Below are 14,907 nucleotides of genomic sequence, written 5' to 3'. Positions count from 1 at the left end.
GAAAACATGATTAATAGTCGGGTTTACCAACAAGTAGAGTCAAGTTTAAAGCTATTGAGCTCCGGCCTTGACGCCAAAGGGTTGTGCATTGCCTTATCTGGTGGTGTGGATTCGGTTGTGTTGCTCCATCTTTGTCGAGAATATGCAAATAAGCATAACATTGCACTCCAGGCGGTTTATGTTAATCATGGCTTGTCTGGGTACGCATCGCAGTGGCAGCAATTTTGCCAATCACTTTGTGAAACACTTAATGTTCCCTTTGTTGCAAAACAGGTTTCGATTACTCGGAAAGCCCGCACTAGCCTTGAAGCGCAAGCACGCGAAGCTCGCTATCAAGCATTAGATGACGCGGCCAAAGCAGGTTTTGCAATCGTGCTTGGACAACATGCCGATGACCAAGTAGAAACTTTCTTACTGAGATTAAAGCGCGGCTCAGGATTACTCGGGCTTGGAGCGATGAGAGCGACAACTCAGCTGGCATCTGGGCGCTATTGTATTCGTCCGTTACTTGCCGTTAGTCGCAGTGACATTGAAGCATTTGCACGGCAGTTTGGTCTTGAGCATATTACTGATGAGTCCAACGCCGACGATGCGTTTGACCGTAACTTTTTACGCAATCAGGTGATCCCGTTACTTACCTCTCGATTCAATGGTTTTGTCGCTAACACACTGCGCAGTATTGATATTTTACAGCGCCAACAAGCCATAATTGATGAAGTCAGTGAAGAAGACTTGCAAAAGTGTCGTTGTCAGATGGCGCTAAACATCACTGCTTTACAAGGGCTCTCTTGTGCAAGAAGAGATAATGTCATCAGACTGTGGTTATCAAAGCAGGGCATAGAGATGCCGAGTCAAAAACAGTTGGATGAAATCGTACAACAGGCGTTTTCATCACGCCAAGACAGTCAACTTGAAATTCGTTTTAAGCAAGGCGCAGTGAGGCGTTATCGTGATGCACTTTATTGGGTAACGGAAAATAGCCAAAAGCATGACATTGAGACCGTTAATCTCAACGAACTCAGCGGGCAAAGTACACCTGTTGCTTTACAAATTGGCAAGGGGGTCCGCAAACCTTTCACGGATGAAATCGTTAGCATTCGTTACGGCAGACTTAAAGATAAAATCAAACCACAGGGCAAACCTGGCTCTAATACCTTGAAACATTGGCTAAAAGATTTACACATTCCAAGCTGGGAGCGTGATTCTATTGCGGTTGTTTATTACAATGATACACCGGTGGCGGTGAACGGACTGTTTGTGAGTGCCGAGCACGCAGAGGATAATGGCATTATTTGGGTAGTAAAAGATGACTGAAAGTAAAAAGATTGGCCAACAGTTAGCGCAAAAAGCGCCTTATGCGGTGGTGTTCACTGCGGTGGTGTTTATCGTACTCTTTATGTCGAGTGAAGTGGTGTGGCTGAATCAAATATTTGCTTCGGCATCAGGCATTATCAGTATTGTGTTTTTACTATTGTATTGGCATGGTAAGGGCGGAATGTATTTTATTCTTGGCTTACTTGCGCCAATGCTTGCGGTGATGTTTTCAGAGTTACCCGATTTCCTTGCGCTGGCATGGGTAATAAATGGATTTTTTAACGGCGCGGCGCTTGCCCTGATGGCATACCTATACTTAGGAAAAGATGCTCAGCGTTAACGCATAACACTGAGCAAAAGGGGAAGTGGTTTTTTTATACTGCGCGAGCGCAGTTTCGTCCGGCTGCTTTGGCGCGGTATAAGCCGCTATCCGAACGAGCAAATATATTGTCGGCAGTATCATGGCTCGATGCCAGCGTAAAGCCAATGCTTGTGGTCACCGTGTATTTAACCAACATACTCGACTTTCTTACGGCTTCCATAATTCTTTCTGCGATCACTTTGTTGGTGGTAAACGCAGGATCGTCAATTAAAATGGCGAACTCATCACCACCGAACCTAAATACCGAGTCAGTTGCGCGTGTTGAGGTTTGTAAAATACGTGAAAACTCAACCAACACTTCATCACCGGCTTTATGACCATGAACATCATTCACCTGCTTAAAGTTGTCTAAATCTAAAAGCATTAAGCTGAAATTACGATGTTGACGACGGCATCGTTCAAGCTTTTCTTCTAAGTTGTCTGCAAACTGACTGCGATTGTAAAGTCCCGTTAGTGAGTCTTTGGTTGCTAATTGCAACACGCGGTTATACATCAAAGCGTTACGCATTGGGTAAATTAAACAGGCGTGTAATTTTGACAATTTTGCCTTGATAGCTTCACTAAATGGAAACTCACTGAAATACACCAGCTGGCCTAAGTGCTCTTTTTCGAGCTCAAGATCAAACGTACTAGCTGGGAATTGGCTATCGCTGTCCTTCATCTGAAAGACGCCAAGGCTACAATGGAACTGGAGTCCCGAAATTTTTGAAATTCTTGCCACATGCTCCGCGTAAATAGTCAACAGCTCTTCAATGTTGAGTGTTGTCTGAAGTTTATCGACTAATCGCGCGTAGTGTTCACCGCCTTGCGTACTATACTGTTCAGAATTGAACGGCAAGTAATCGCCTCTGGTCGGCAATCTTTGTGTCAAAATATGGACATTTTCCATATTTCTTCCCCTTAAATACAACAATACATGATTAATATGCGAACTTTATGCCAAAAATTTAAACTGGCTTAAAAACAAACGCTTGCTATATTTAAGAGAAAGAAAAAGAAATCCACCTTTATTCCCCGTCAATTTTTTCGCTCAGGAGGCAGATTGCAAAGTATCTTCGCGCAGGTTTTTGCCTTGCTGTTATGTGCTGTGATTTTAGTCTGGTCCTTTAAACGGATTGGCTTGCCGCCTATTCTGGCTTATTTGCTCACTGGAGTCATTGCGGGCAGTCACGGCATTGGATGGATGAGTGACAGCCAAGAAATTCACTTTATGGCCGAGCTTGGGATCGTATTTTTACTGTTCAGTTTAGGGCTTGAATTTTCCGTGCCAAAATTAATGGCAATGCGAAACGTAGTATTCGGCTTAGGGAGTTTGCAGGTCATTATGACCACGATAATTGGTATGTTAGTGTTGCGTTTTATGCAATATGAGTGGGTTGGGTCATTTGTGATTGCGAGCCTCATTGCACTCTCCTCTACGGCGGTTGTGGTTAAGCTGTTAAAAGAGCTGGGGATGCTCAACACACGTCATGGTCAGCTCGGTATTGGTATGTTGTTATTCCAAGATATTGCCGTTGTGCCGCTGCTCATCGCGTTTCCGCTTATTTCCTCTGCGAGTAACTCAGAGCTGGCGTCAGCGCTACTTTTTGCGTTTGCTAAGGGGGCGGTTGTGTGTTTGGTTTTATGGGCAATAGGTAAGTGGTTACTACCTAGAATATTTAACGAAATCGCATTAGTAAGAACAGATGAGCTCTTTGTTTTATCTACCTTGGTTGTTGCCTTGTGCGCGGGTTCGCTCACTTATGCATTCGGGCTTTCAATGGCGCTCGGCGCATTTTTAGCGGGCATGATGTTAGGGGAAAGCCAATATCGGCATCAGCTTGAAGCAGAAATTAGACCATTTCGAGATATTTTAATGGGACTCTTTTTTGTCACAGTGGGTATGCAGCTAAATATTCCTTATGTGCTCGACCAGTTTATTTATATTGTTGCAGCACTTGCCGCGGTGCTTGTGATCAAAGTGTTGATAATCGTTGGCGTTGCGCAGTTAATGGGAGAGCGTAAAAAAGACGCATGGGGTGCTGGTATTTTGATCTGGCAAATGGGTGAATTTGGCTTTGTATTAGTTGCTCTTGCCAGTAAACATCAGTTATTAGACAAAAATGAAGTGTCCTTCTTGATCACGCTTGGCGTGTTGTCTATGGCGTTAACGCCTTATCTTATTAGTAAAACCGCGCATATTCTCAATATCTTGGGAATAGAAAAAGACTGGCAACCCGAAGCGCCGAGTGGTTATAACGCGGCTGATTTAAAAAATCATGTTGTGATTTTTGGTTATGCGCGTGTTGGTCAAACTATCGCACGGTTTTTACGTCCAGAGGCTATTCCTTATATTGCGGTAGAGCGTAACCCGCAAATTGTACAAGACGCACAAATTGCGGGTGAGCCCGTGTTATTTGGTCATGCGGCACAAAAAACGCTGTTAAAGTCAGTAAATATTGATAAAGCGCGCTTGGTTATTATCACCTTTGATGACTTTGAACAGACGCAGGTGGTTGTTGACGCCATTCGTCGGCGTACCCATGAAGTGAAGATCTTGGTACGCATGAAAGATGACAGCTACATGGAGCAATTAAAAGCCATGGGCGTCGCAGAAGTTGTGCCAGAAACTTTAGAAGCAAGTTTGATGTTGGTTTCTCATGTGCTGTACATGTCTGGCGTGCCAATGCGCAGAATTTTTCGTCGCGTCAGTAAAGAGCGAGAAAATCGTTATCCGTATTTACATGGTTTTTTTGCTGGAGACAGCAGTGATCTGCATGAAGTCACAGGCGAGCGACTAGAATATCTGCATGCCATTGCTTTGCCTGACCATGCATATGCCGTTAACAAGTCAATTGCTGAGCTTGAGCTCAAGGTTAAGCGCGTTGATATTACTGCGTTAAGACGCGACGGCGAAGAAATTGCTCAACCAGATGAGCAAACCGTTTTACGCGTTAATGATGTTTTGCTGTTAAAGGGGAAGCCCCGCCGCGTTGAACGTGCGGAGCAGTTTTTACTCGATGGCCTGCCGTAATAACGTTTCTTAAATCTATGCTTTTTTAACAGTTCGCCGCATAAAGCGTCTCCTACAACACAAAGTAGGAGCAGGTTCACCCTGCTATCTTGTGTATTGTTTTTTTGTCACTGCTCGCCGCGTAAAGCATCTCCTACAACACAAAGTAGGAGCAGGTTCACCCTGCGATCTTGAGTATTGTTTTTGCTGTTACGGCTCGCCGCCTAAAACGTCTCCTACCACACAAAGTAGGAGCAGGTTCACCCTGCGATCTTTTATGCTTTTACTACCTGTCGAGCTTGCTCAATAAATGCTGCTTAACGGTGGGCCATTCTGAGGCGATAATTGAATACACAACGGTGTCTCTTAGCTCACCGTTTCTACCGATCTGGTGGCTGCGCAAGATACCATCGAGCTTGGCGCCAAGCCGCTCAATGGCATTGCGAGAGGCATGATTAAAAAAGTGGGTTCTAAATTCAACGGCAATGGCGTCAAAATCTTCAAAAAGTTGCTGTAACAGCAAAAACTTACACTCCGTGTTAACCGCTGTTCGACGTACTTTATCGCTGTACCATGTATAGCCTAGCATGGCACGGCGATTGGCTATATCTGCATTGTAATAGCGGGTGGTTCCCACGATTTCGTTGCTGCTATTTAGCCTTACCGCATAGGCAAGGTTGCCTTCAGATCCTTGGCTTATCGCAGTGTTAACATAGTGCTCCATATCCTCTGGATTAGGTACATTGGCATACCAAAGCTTCCAAGCTTCACCATCTTTTACTGCCTGTTGCAGCGCATTAATATGTGTTGTTGATAATGGTTCAAGGGTGACATGGTGTCCTATCAGTGGTTTATCAGTTGGCCACATGCGTTACTACTTCCTTATTTTGAGTATTTTGATGGTATCTTGTTTTGCAAGAGATACGGCTAAGTGATTTGCGTCTGTCACAAAAGCCAAGGCCGATATATTGGCTAAGGGATTGGTCAAATCATCAAAAGTTGCGATATGTGTGAGCTTGCCCGTTGCGGTAACGCTAAACTCTGCAATACCAGAGCTACTCTCAGACGCTGCGAACAACCTTTTGCCATCAGCAGCAAGTAACAAGGTGGAGACACCGTTAAGTGGCTTGCCAACTTGGTTTGCATCAATGGTTTGGAGCAAATGATATTGACCATTTTGTTGACGCTCAAAGGCTAAAATGCTGTTACTGCCCGCCGCTGCAACATAAAAAACAGTGAAATCTGAGCTAGCAACCAAGGCTTGTGGTTTACTGAGTGCGAGCAGGTTAGTGTCGTTTTTAACGATGCGCTGCTTAACAGTATAAGTACCTTTTGTCTGTTGCCACAGCGTAATGACATCACCTTCATAACCTGCAACGATAAGCGCGTTAGCCTCTTTACTTACTAGCACATCCACAGGCCCACCCATGTCAGTTTGCTCAGCGCTATCAATAGGGCCGAGCCAAGTCACGCTGTTTGTAGGAGTGATCCTAAAAGCAGTGACCGTATTGCTTTTATAACTTGGGATAAATGCATAGCGCTTGTCGCCACTTAAGCTAATTTTCCAAGGTGCAAACAAGCTAAGGGTGTCATGAGCTGAGGCATTTTTGGTTGGATCAAACACCACTTTGTAAGGCACTTCGTCAGAAAATGTTTGCACAAGGTTAAACTTACCCGTTTTATCTTTTGCAAACACATTTAATGCACCATCGTAAAAGCTAGTGTTAAGAATGAGGTTGCTATTTACGAATACCGCATCGGATGCGCCAGTCAGTAAAAGTGGATGCGCGTCGCTCGATTGAAAGAGTTGATCTTGGACTAGCTGCTTATTTGCATCAAGCGTAAATGTAACCACTGCGTTATCGTCGCCACTTACTGCAACGGCCTGCGTACCTTGGCGATTAAAACGCAGCTGCCTTGGATTATCTAAGCCGCTAAACCCAGCGGTGTTATTTTGGATGATTTGAACAACGTCGAACGTTTGGCTTTGTGCGCTAAATGAAATTGACCCAAGTGCGATAAGCAGAAGTGCGCTTATAGTAGGTTTATACATCTTTTTCACTACCTATTTTTATTTTTGTAAATCTTACTTGAGTTCCAAAAACTCTCTCATTTCGTCCAAGCGGTTCATGCCGTCTTCAAATCCAAGCTCAATGAGTTTTTGTGTATAAGTACGCTCAAACAGCAAGTAACTCGTTAAACTCGACGGAGAATGCTTTTTAACCCCCATGGTTCTGAGTAACAGCTTGATTGCCAACGGCATATCTTCGTAATAATGATCTGCGACTTCATTAAAATTAACCGTTGGCTTGATGAGCATATGATCTACTCGCCTAAGCTCTTTGTGCTTTTCTCTGGCCGGTAGCAAGCTTACCGTACGGTTGACGCGGTCGAGGCGTTCGATGTCTGAATTTAGGGTATCGCTAAACACACTGTCTAGCAGGTGACCGGCGACCACAGACATTCCCGGAAAATGCGGTTCATAACCGAGCGGCTGTGGCAGTTTAGGCTGCTCAACACCGATCACAAAGATTTTATCCGCACCTAAATGAATGGCAGGGCTAAGCGGAGAGAGCTGGTGGATAGAGCCATCACCATAGTAATGATGCTTAACGCGCACGCTTGGAAACACCATAGGTATAGCCGAACTTGCCATGAGTAAGTCGAGCGAAATCGTGCCCGGAACACCTTCGCGCTTTGAGCGCTGCCAAGGCTCAGCATTGTTCGCCTGATAAAACGCCACAGACTTACCAGTAGAATAGCTCGAAACCGTAATCGCGATAGCATCAAGATAATGGCGGTGTAGATTGTGATCGATGCGATTTAAATCAAGCACATTGGCCAGCAGCTTTCGAAGCGGCGAGTTATTTAACAAGCTGGCTGGTGGCTGATTAAGGTACTGCGCTTGAAAGCTGCGCATCATATTGGCAAATAAATGGCCGTATGCACCGGTAAACGAGCTTTTGTACACCATGTCGGTGCTAAAGTTCTTCCAAATATATTCCACTTTTTTCACCGCAAGGTGAAAACAAGATGCGTAACAGGCAATCCCCGCCGAGTTAATTGCGCCGGCTGAGGTGCCAGTAATGATTTCAAAAGGGAGGGGAGAAGTACGAGGCATACTTTGCGCAAGCGCCTTTAATACCCCAACTTGATAAGCGGCCCTTGCACCACCTCCAGTCAGTAGTAAGGCTATTTTTTTATCACTCGTTCTATGCTTTCTCAAAAGAGGCCATCCTGCTGTTAAATTTGCTTAATTTAAATTTGGTCTTTTTATGCGTTATTTATCTTTGTTGAAGTTGTAATGCTTTAGGTGCAAAGAGTTGATAACTCCAGTAAATGCGTTATTTTTAGTAGTAAAGTGCCACTTTGCCCTTAAGCCGCTTATAGGTTGTATTATTTATTCTAGTTGAACCTAGCTAAAACCCAAGTTGTCTGAGTGCACATACCCGCGCAACATATTAGGCTATTATTTTGAAATTTAAGCACTAAAGCGCTATGGTGGCACAAACAAATTTTAACAAACTAGCGGTTTAATTTAGTCGCTAATTGGCGCGATTTTGTATTTAATAAAGTGGCAATTTAGCTTAACTTCAATGTACTGAACTTAAGTTCGGTGCTCAAGTATTTTTATTAAGATCAAATGTTTGAACAAGGTGTAGCCAGAGTTTGCACCACAACGCATTTTTTTAGGGTTTCAGCGCGCATTAAGTTATTAGTCAAGTATTTGGTGATAGTTTTACATTAACGCGTATCAACAATGACGAAGAGGGAGTCCCCATGTCAGAGAATCATCAAGAAGGTAATAAAAGACCTTCTAACAGCCAGTTGTTATTTGCCGCGGTAGTTGTACTAGCGTTGATTATTGTGGCTGTGTTTGTGCTAGCACAAAAAGACACTCCATCGACGGAAAACCAAAAGGTAAAGCAAGATATTGTTGTGCCTGAACAAACAGAAACGCCACTGGTCAATACCGCAAGAGAAACACCACCTGAGCAAGTGGTTGAACCTGAAGTAACCTTGCCACCGCAACGAGAGCAAATCGAGCCAGAGCAAGTAGAACCGGTTGAACCTGAAGTAACACTACCGCCGCTTTCACAAAGTGATACAGAAATTAAAGAAGCGGTATCGAACTATCTTTCTAATCAAGCGGTAAAATTGCTGGCAGACGATGATGTGATCCGCCGTACGGTGGTTTATGTAGATAACCTAGCAAAGGGTAAAGTGGCAGAAAATCACGCACCAGTGGTGAAGCCGCAAGATGGCTTTAGCGTAATTGATGACGACATTATTATTACCGATCCTAACAGCTACGAGCGTTACACACCTTATGTCGCCATGTTCGACACCATGAGCACCGCGCAAGTGGTTAGATTATACGACCAATACAAACCATTGTTTGAAGAAGCATACGAAGAAATAGGCTACGAAGGAGATGCATTCAACGGCACGTTAACTGACGCAATCGACGAGTTGTTGGCAACACCCATTCCAGACACCGCACTGCCTTTGGTAAAAGACTCAGTTACCTATAAATATGCTTATGCAGAATGGGAGCAACTTTCTCCGGCGCAAAAACAGTTTTTAAGAATGGGCCCTGAAAACATGAAAAAAGTGAAAAAGCGTCTAGAAGAAATCAAAATAGCGTTGAACAAATAAGCGCATAGTCTCATAAAACCCATAAAAGCTTGGCAAACTGTTTAAACATCACCCAGTTAGCCAAGCTTTTTGACTTTTCCCTTGCATCCCCCTGCAATCTTCGAGATAATTCTACCCGCGCCAAACAAGGCCCTCAATGGTAGTCTTATTGGTCCTCTCGCAACAATAGTACGTGAATCTGGTCAGGTCGGGAACGAAGCAGCCACAGCGTATGACTTGTGTGCCGGGATGTGGCTGGTAAGACTGCCACCCAAACCTCCATATTTGTTGTTTGAAGTGTAAGTCTTATTAATAGCATTCAAAAGTATACTAAAACATACTAATTCCTATCTTTTTAAAGTTAAAAACTAAATCTCAGCTCATTAGATCAATAGCACTTCATATACTAATCTACTAAAACTCATTCGTACTAGTTGCTTTTGCTATCGCGAAGTGTACCACGTAGAGAGAAGCTCATCGATCGCTCAAGTTTTAATAAAGAAGATAGTTGGCCATTACCTGATTATTAGTACTTCAACTAACGGGTTTGATAGCTTTTGTTGGAGCAAATATCTCCGCTATTTTTACTGAACCATATTCAATGATCACTTCTTGCTCATTGTCAGAAGCATCAAAATAGATAACTTTGTTTCTTGGAACAATCGCTTTAACAACTATGCCTTGAATCTTATCTTTATATATTTCATGAGCAAATCGTCTAGCTGTTTCATAGTCTATAGTCCAAGACTGTGCGAAATTTTTACTTTCAAACTCGTCGGGTGATAAACCACGGTATATAGTTACTTCATCTTCAAGTTGCTCAATATCTGAGTTCGTTGGTACGTCTTCGCGTTTAATTCTGATTGGTGGTGCTCCCCACTCGACTTGCTTGGTTTTGAATAGCTCAAATACACCTCCTGAGTAAAACCGTTTTAAATTGTTAAAAAGCTCAAAAGCCCAATTACACAGTTCTGATTCTATGGGGTAAGAAGCGTACTTTTGCTGCCAAAAATCTCTAAAAGCGAATTCGGGCTGCGTTTTTGTGTTGCAATTGAAGCTATCCAAAACATCTGCAAATACCCTGTAATCATCATTAAACCTTTTATATAAGCTTTCAAAGTATTCATCAGCGTCAATTCTCATTTGCTCAAGAAGGGCTTTTGATTTGTCGCTAATCATATCGTTTGCATTACTCTATTTTTATAAGGTGGACATCGAATCAAACTCAAAAAAGTTCGCAATGTTTACTCTAGCTATCTTTAAGAAGCTCGACAGACATGACTACGAAACAGAGTAAAGAAAAAGCTTTGAGCGAATTGACTTCTGTGCCATAACTTAGATGTTTTCTATGTCCATGTAAAATTCCATTTCTGTTAGGTGCAATACGATTAGACTTATGGCAAGAAATGCCTGCATTATGATGATTTTTCAGTCTGTATGGAGTTAGGAACACTTCCAGCATTGAATCAGTTTCTAGATTGTCTATCGAATCACTAACTTTGTTACCAGCAAATAAAAAGCTCTTAAAGTGCTCACAGCATATACCATCAGCTTGCGCATATAACAATGGTATCGATGCTATATAATTCCCTTTTTCATGAAGAGCAAAAGCTACTTCTAGTATATGTGAACGGTTTGGGTAAGAATCTATGATTTCGCGCGACAGTTCTTTCCAGTTTTCTTTCAAAGCTTGAACCATATAATGCTCTAAATCGAACTCGTGTTCAGGTTTTGAATAAAAAGTCATTGATGTTGGGTACCACCCCTGTGATACAAGATCCGTAAAATTGATTTTATTGTGAGCCAACCACAATTCAAATTTCTGCTTATGCTCTTTTAGCCTCACATTAAATTGTTGAATATATTCGGCCACAGGCCCCATTAGATTACTCAATTGCTCATTATGCTTAGCTAACTCTGGTGGAACCAAGTTATTAAAACGATTGCTTATCTCTTGAACTTGAGGGGGGGTGAGTTTGTCTAGTGTTCGCTGTAGCCCCCTAACGGGGAGGGGGATAGCTTGTTCTAATGAACTTGAGAACTTATTAATTGCTTTAAGTTTACTCTCTAATTGATTGTTTCTTATTCGTTTATTGCTCATTATTCCCGCCTGATTGTAATATGTAAAGGTGGATGCGTACTCGATAGCCACCCTATAGTAGTCATTAACAAGCGTAACTTAGGTTAAGTGCAACTCATCTTTAATCCTTTTACACAAAGAATCAAGGTCTCGGAATATACTTTCGTGATGGATACCAGCGCGGCGCAAATGTTCCAGCATATCTTGTGTTTTGTTAGGAGCAATTTCAATGAATCTTAGAATGCCTTTGTGCTCTTTAAATAGTATCTCTAGTGGTGGAGATGTTTCATCATGGATTGTAAATGCACTATGTTGAGAATCCATTCTTCCAGCATTAGAAGTCGCTTCTATTGCCAATGGGCTATTCCACTCAGTGGCTTTTAAGGTGTTATTGGGCTCTAGAATGTACAAAGGGTATGGCAGATACTCATCTAGAGGTTGGAATGGTATCTTATTTTCAATGTGTTGCTTTGGTATCTGGCTTTCCCACAACTTGCCTTTTCCATTTGTTTTGTACGGCGGGTTTTCAACTTTATTGAGGTTGTAAACTCGGCGCAACCCCATTTGAGACGGGCAATAGACCAAGTCGGAGCCAGTATAAAACTCATTCATTAAATGGGGGTCAAGCACCCAAACCCCTTTTCTGGGGTTGTTCTTAAGATCAGTTTTTTGAGTGAGAGCGAAGTAAAGTGCAACAAGTGGCGACCTAGACCAATCAAGTAATCTCGTAGGAAGGCCGTGATGTTGCATTAACGCGTAGACTTTCCACGGGTTGGTTTCATCGTTTTCAACATATTTGCCATAATCCCTCAAAAATCTGTAGGCTATATTGCCTTCGGTTTCAGCATCTAGATTCATCCACTGTACTTGAGGAGTCAGCTTAAAGTCTATGCTCGCCACACCTCTAAACCATAAGTCGTTTTCAAGCCCAGATACTAAATTCACATATTCCCCTAAGCTTGAAATCCTTGCACTTCCCATATGAAATCCTTGTAACTGCGTTAGTCAGCAGTATTTATAATTTTATAAACCGTATTTCTAGAGAGTTTTAATTCTCTAGCGATTGCTGCAATAGGTTGATTTTGCTTGTACAAGCGGTGGATATCAAGTTTTACGTTTTCAGATATTGGCTTGCGGCCTTTGTATTTACCCGCTTTTTTAGCGGCTGCAATGCCCTCGAACTGGCGTTCTTTTCTGATATTGAGTTCAAACTCTGCGAACACGGCAAGCATATCTAAAAAGGCTTTGCCTGAGGCTGAATCGGTTGAGATGGGTTGTTCTAGCGCTTGTAGCTGAATATCGTTGGATTTTAGGTGGTTTACTAAGGTTTGTAAGTCGAGAACGGAACGAGCGATACGGTCGACTCGAGTCACAATTAAGGTGTCACCAGCACGAAGGTAGTCAAGTAGGGCTTGAAACCCATCGCGTTTGGTATTTGACGCTGACGCCATATCGGTAAACACCTTGTCACAACCCGCTTCTTCAAGTTTGGCTACTTGTAAATCTAAAGACTGATCGGTTGTCGAAACTCGCGCATATCCAATCTTACTCATGGCAATTGTTCATTTAGCATCTAGACTAAATAAACATAGTGCGTACTAACGCCTTAAACTACCCTAAATGAACACTTTTAATCTGTATTGGTGATGCTCAACTAGGGTATACGCTATTTGAACTTATGCTTTGCCGTCGTTTTAGGAAATGCCACCACAATGGACTTGCAAAACCCCGACCTGATTTTAGTAAAACGCCTATCGGAGCTTTCATGCTCTTATTTTGCGGTTGAAAGCATTGTGGGTACAAATGTAGTGTTGACGGATATTGAAAGCGGCGGACGTTTTAATTTTGCAAAGCCAAAGCTTGAGCAACTGGTTTCAAACGGCCAGCTCAGAACTATCGCGCGGCGTGAGCTACCAACCAAGCTAACCTTTAAATCACTCAGTAACGTTAAAAAGCCTAAAGCTGAAACTGCGGAAGATGTTGCATCCAAAAAAGAAATGGAGCGACGTTACAAGTATGTGCAAGGCGCAATTGAGCAAAGTGTTCCAGCATATACCGAGAAATGGTTAACCCCGTTTATTGCTCAAAAGGCGGCGGAGATAAACGACAGCAGCCCACCGTCATGGCGCACGCTAGCCCATTGGAACAAAACCTTTGTGGAAAGCGGCTGGGATAAAAACGCACTAATGCCCAAACATAAAGCCAAAGGCAATCGAACCAAGCAACTACCTCGAGAAGTACATGACCTAATTGATGAGGTGATCAATGAATACCTTCGCACGCATACGGTGGTGAGGTATCAGAAGGTGTATGACCTGTTTCTTGAGCAACTTGGTAGGCTTAATGCAGAAAGGCGTGAATCTGATTTAGTTGAGCTAAAACCATGCAGCTATAGATGGATAGTGAATAGGCTTCAAAATAGATAGCGAAACAACAGGTTTAGCAACTATTTACGAGTTTTTAATTTAGTAAAAGTCGAGAACCTAATCTTTTGTTTCGGGGTCGCCAGTGCTAAGGAGATTGGAATCGCGAATAATGAACTAGTAACAGCTAAAGTGCTAGCGTGAGCATCAAGGTAATTTCATAGGAAAGGTATGAATAATTTCGATAAGATTTACTTCAAAAGCAAAGCAGTAGGAAGGTTGTCATCACAGAGTTTGAATGAGCTCAAATCTACTCTCACTGAAATTGAGAGTAGAAAGAGTAAACTCAAAAGTGAAATCAATGCCGCGAACGAACAGCTTACAAAGCAGGAGTCAGAGCTTTCGTGGATTAATTGGTTTCCTCTAAAACTTTTTTTTCAAAGTAAGATCGAATCAAAAAAACAAGCTATAGCAAAAACTAGCGAGGTTCTAAGGAAAAAAGAACAAGATTATGAAAATCACACGTTGGGGCTTGAAGTTGAGCTGACTGACCAGCTTGAAGCCGCTTTTGGTACTCTTGATGATAGATTCTCAGAGGTTCTTAACATAAAGAAAGTATGGGATATTACAACATCGCAGTCGATAGATCGTGTTGCAGAAAGAACGGTTGCAAACAATGTCATTGAGCGCAAAGAGATCAGTTTAAAGAGAACAAGCAACAGCAAAATACACTGTGACTACAAAGCTCTTCATTTAGAAAATGCTAACGGTGGTGATTTGCATATTTTTCCTCAGTTTCTCTTTGTCGATAGCGGCGATGACTTCGCTCTGATTGATTTACTTGACGTTGATGTAGAATTTACTCTGACAAATTTTATAGAAAGTGAATCCGTACCTAGTGATGCTGAAGTGGTTGATCATACTTGGGCAATGTCAAATAAAGATGGCAGCAGAGATAAACGTTATACAGACAACTATCAAATTCCTGTTGTTCAGTATGGAGAACTCCACCTTAGCTCAAAGTCAGGGCTTAATGAGGTGTACATGCTGAGCCATCCTGAATCGGCATTTAATTTCAAAGAAATGTTTGACGAATATAAGCTGGTTTTAGCAAGTGCGGGCAACTAATAATCGCACG

14 protein-coding genes and 1 other RNA gene are annotated in these 14,907 nt (G+C 42.5%); 7 read left to right on the top strand and 8 right to left on the bottom strand.

Annotated features, from left to right (window positions below; genetic code table 11):
* Positions 1 to 6 precede the first annotated feature (6 nt).
* Together tilS and GSF04_RS16565 are read left to right on the top strand one after the other, a co-directional pair.
* Positions 7 to 1,314, top strand: coding sequence for a tRNA lysidine(34) synthetase TilS (tilS, locus tag GSF04_RS16570; RefSeq protein ID WP_211857947.1), 1,308 nt, complete (start codon positions 7 to 9; stop codon positions 1,312 to 1,314).
* Entirely contained in the window at positions 1,307 to 1,654 is a 348-nt protein-coding gene (locus GSF04_RS16565) for a hypothetical protein (RefSeq protein ID WP_039497156.1), read from the top strand. The genes tilS and GSF04_RS16565 overlap by 8 nt, the downstream gene beginning before the upstream one ends.
* A gap of 34 nt (positions 1,655 to 1,688) precedes the next feature.
* Here the strand turns inward: GSF04_RS16565 and GSF04_RS16560 are convergent, their stop codons facing one another.
* A complete protein-coding gene (locus GSF04_RS16560) occupies positions 1,689 to 2,585 on the bottom strand; it encodes a GGDEF domain-containing protein (protein WP_211857946.1) in 897 nt (298 codons plus the stop codon).
* Positions 2,586 to 2,738: 153 nt separating this feature from the next.
* Between GSF04_RS16560 and GSF04_RS16555 the strand changes: the two genes are divergently transcribed.
* Positions 2,739 to 4,709: a monovalent cation:proton antiporter-2 (CPA2) family protein gene (locus tag GSF04_RS16555; RefSeq protein WP_211857945.1), complete on the top strand. Its 1,971-nt coding sequence runs from the start codon at positions 2,739 to 2,741 to the stop codon at positions 4,707 to 4,709.
* 265 nt (positions 4,710 to 4,974) lie between these two features.
* Here GSF04_RS16555 and GSF04_RS16550 read toward each other — a convergent pair whose 3' ends face one another.
* From GSF04_RS16550 to GSF04_RS16540, 3 genes are read right to left on the bottom strand one after another with little or no spacing between them, the layout of a single operon-like run.
* Positions 4,975 to 5,556, bottom strand: coding sequence for a GNAT family protein (locus tag GSF04_RS16550; RefSeq protein ID WP_211857944.1), 582 nt, complete (start codon positions 5,554 to 5,556; stop codon positions 4,975 to 4,977).
* Positions 5,557 to 5,562: 6 nt separating this feature from the next.
* Positions 5,563 to 6,741, bottom strand: a complete 1,179-nt coding sequence (locus GSF04_RS16545; protein WP_211857943.1) for a beta-propeller fold lactonase family protein — start codon at positions 6,739 to 6,741, stop codon at positions 5,563 to 5,565.
* A gap of 33 nt (positions 6,742 to 6,774) precedes the next feature.
* Positions 6,775 to 7,914, bottom strand: coding sequence for a patatin-like phospholipase family protein (locus GSF04_RS16540; protein WP_045964207.1), 1,140 nt, complete (start codon positions 7,912 to 7,914; stop codon positions 6,775 to 6,777).
* A 554-nt stretch (positions 7,915 to 8,468) separates the two neighbouring features.
* Between GSF04_RS16540 and GSF04_RS16535 the strand changes: the two genes are divergently transcribed.
* A complete protein-coding gene (locus GSF04_RS16535; RefSeq protein ID WP_010371393.1) occupies positions 8,469 to 9,347 on the top strand; it encodes a DUF3014 domain-containing protein in 879 nt (292 codons plus the stop codon).
* 146 nt (positions 9,348 to 9,493) lie between these two features.
* Positions 9,494 to 9,590: signal recognition particle sRNA small type (ffs, locus tag GSF04_RS16530), an RNA gene on the top strand.
* A 270-nt stretch (positions 9,591 to 9,860) separates the two neighbouring features.
* Here the strand turns inward: ffs and GSF04_RS16525 are convergent.
* The 4 genes from GSF04_RS16525 to GSF04_RS16510 form a co-directional block, all read right to left on the bottom strand.
* Positions 9,861 to 10,505 (bottom strand): hypothetical protein, encoded by a 645-nt coding sequence (locus GSF04_RS16525; RefSeq protein ID WP_211857942.1) that lies wholly within the window; start codon positions 10,503 to 10,505, stop codon positions 9,861 to 9,863.
* 70 nt (positions 10,506 to 10,575) lie between these two features.
* Positions 10,576 to 11,427 carry a hypothetical protein gene (locus GSF04_RS16520; protein ID WP_211857940.1) on the bottom strand — a complete coding sequence of 284 codons (852 nt, stop codon included), beginning with the start codon at positions 11,425 to 11,427 and terminating at the stop codon, positions 10,576 to 10,578.
* A 78-nt stretch (positions 11,428 to 11,505) separates the two neighbouring features.
* The gene (locus GSF04_RS16515; protein ID WP_211857939.1) at positions 11,506 to 12,387 is read right to left on the bottom strand and encodes an FRG domain-containing protein; all 882 of its coding nucleotides are present in this window, start codon (positions 12,385 to 12,387) and stop codon (positions 11,506 to 11,508) included.
* 20 nt (positions 12,388 to 12,407) lie between these two features.
* Positions 12,408 to 12,959: a recombinase family protein gene (locus tag GSF04_RS16510; RefSeq protein ID WP_211857938.1), complete on the bottom strand. Its 552-nt coding sequence runs from the start codon at positions 12,957 to 12,959 to the stop codon at positions 12,408 to 12,410.
* A 159-nt stretch (positions 12,960 to 13,118) separates the two neighbouring features.
* Here GSF04_RS16510 and GSF04_RS16505 point away from each other — a divergent pair, with 159 nt between their 5' ends.
* Positions 13,119 to 13,832, top strand: a complete 714-nt coding sequence (locus GSF04_RS16505; RefSeq protein ID WP_211857937.1) for a hypothetical protein — start codon at positions 13,119 to 13,121, stop codon at positions 13,830 to 13,832.
* Positions 13,833 to 14,000: 168 nt separating this feature from the next.
* Positions 14,001 to 14,897 (top strand): hypothetical protein, encoded by an 897-nt coding sequence (locus GSF04_RS16500; RefSeq protein WP_211857936.1) that lies wholly within the window; start codon positions 14,001 to 14,003, stop codon positions 14,895 to 14,897.
* Positions 14,898 to 14,907: the final 10 nt, after the last annotated feature.

The organism is Pseudoalteromonas sp. A22, from assembly GCF_018141345.1.
Classification (GTDB): Bacteria; Pseudomonadota; Gammaproteobacteria; order Enterobacterales; family Alteromonadaceae; genus Pseudoalteromonas; species Pseudoalteromonas maricaloris.
This window is presented reverse-complemented; position numbering and strand designations above follow the sequence as displayed.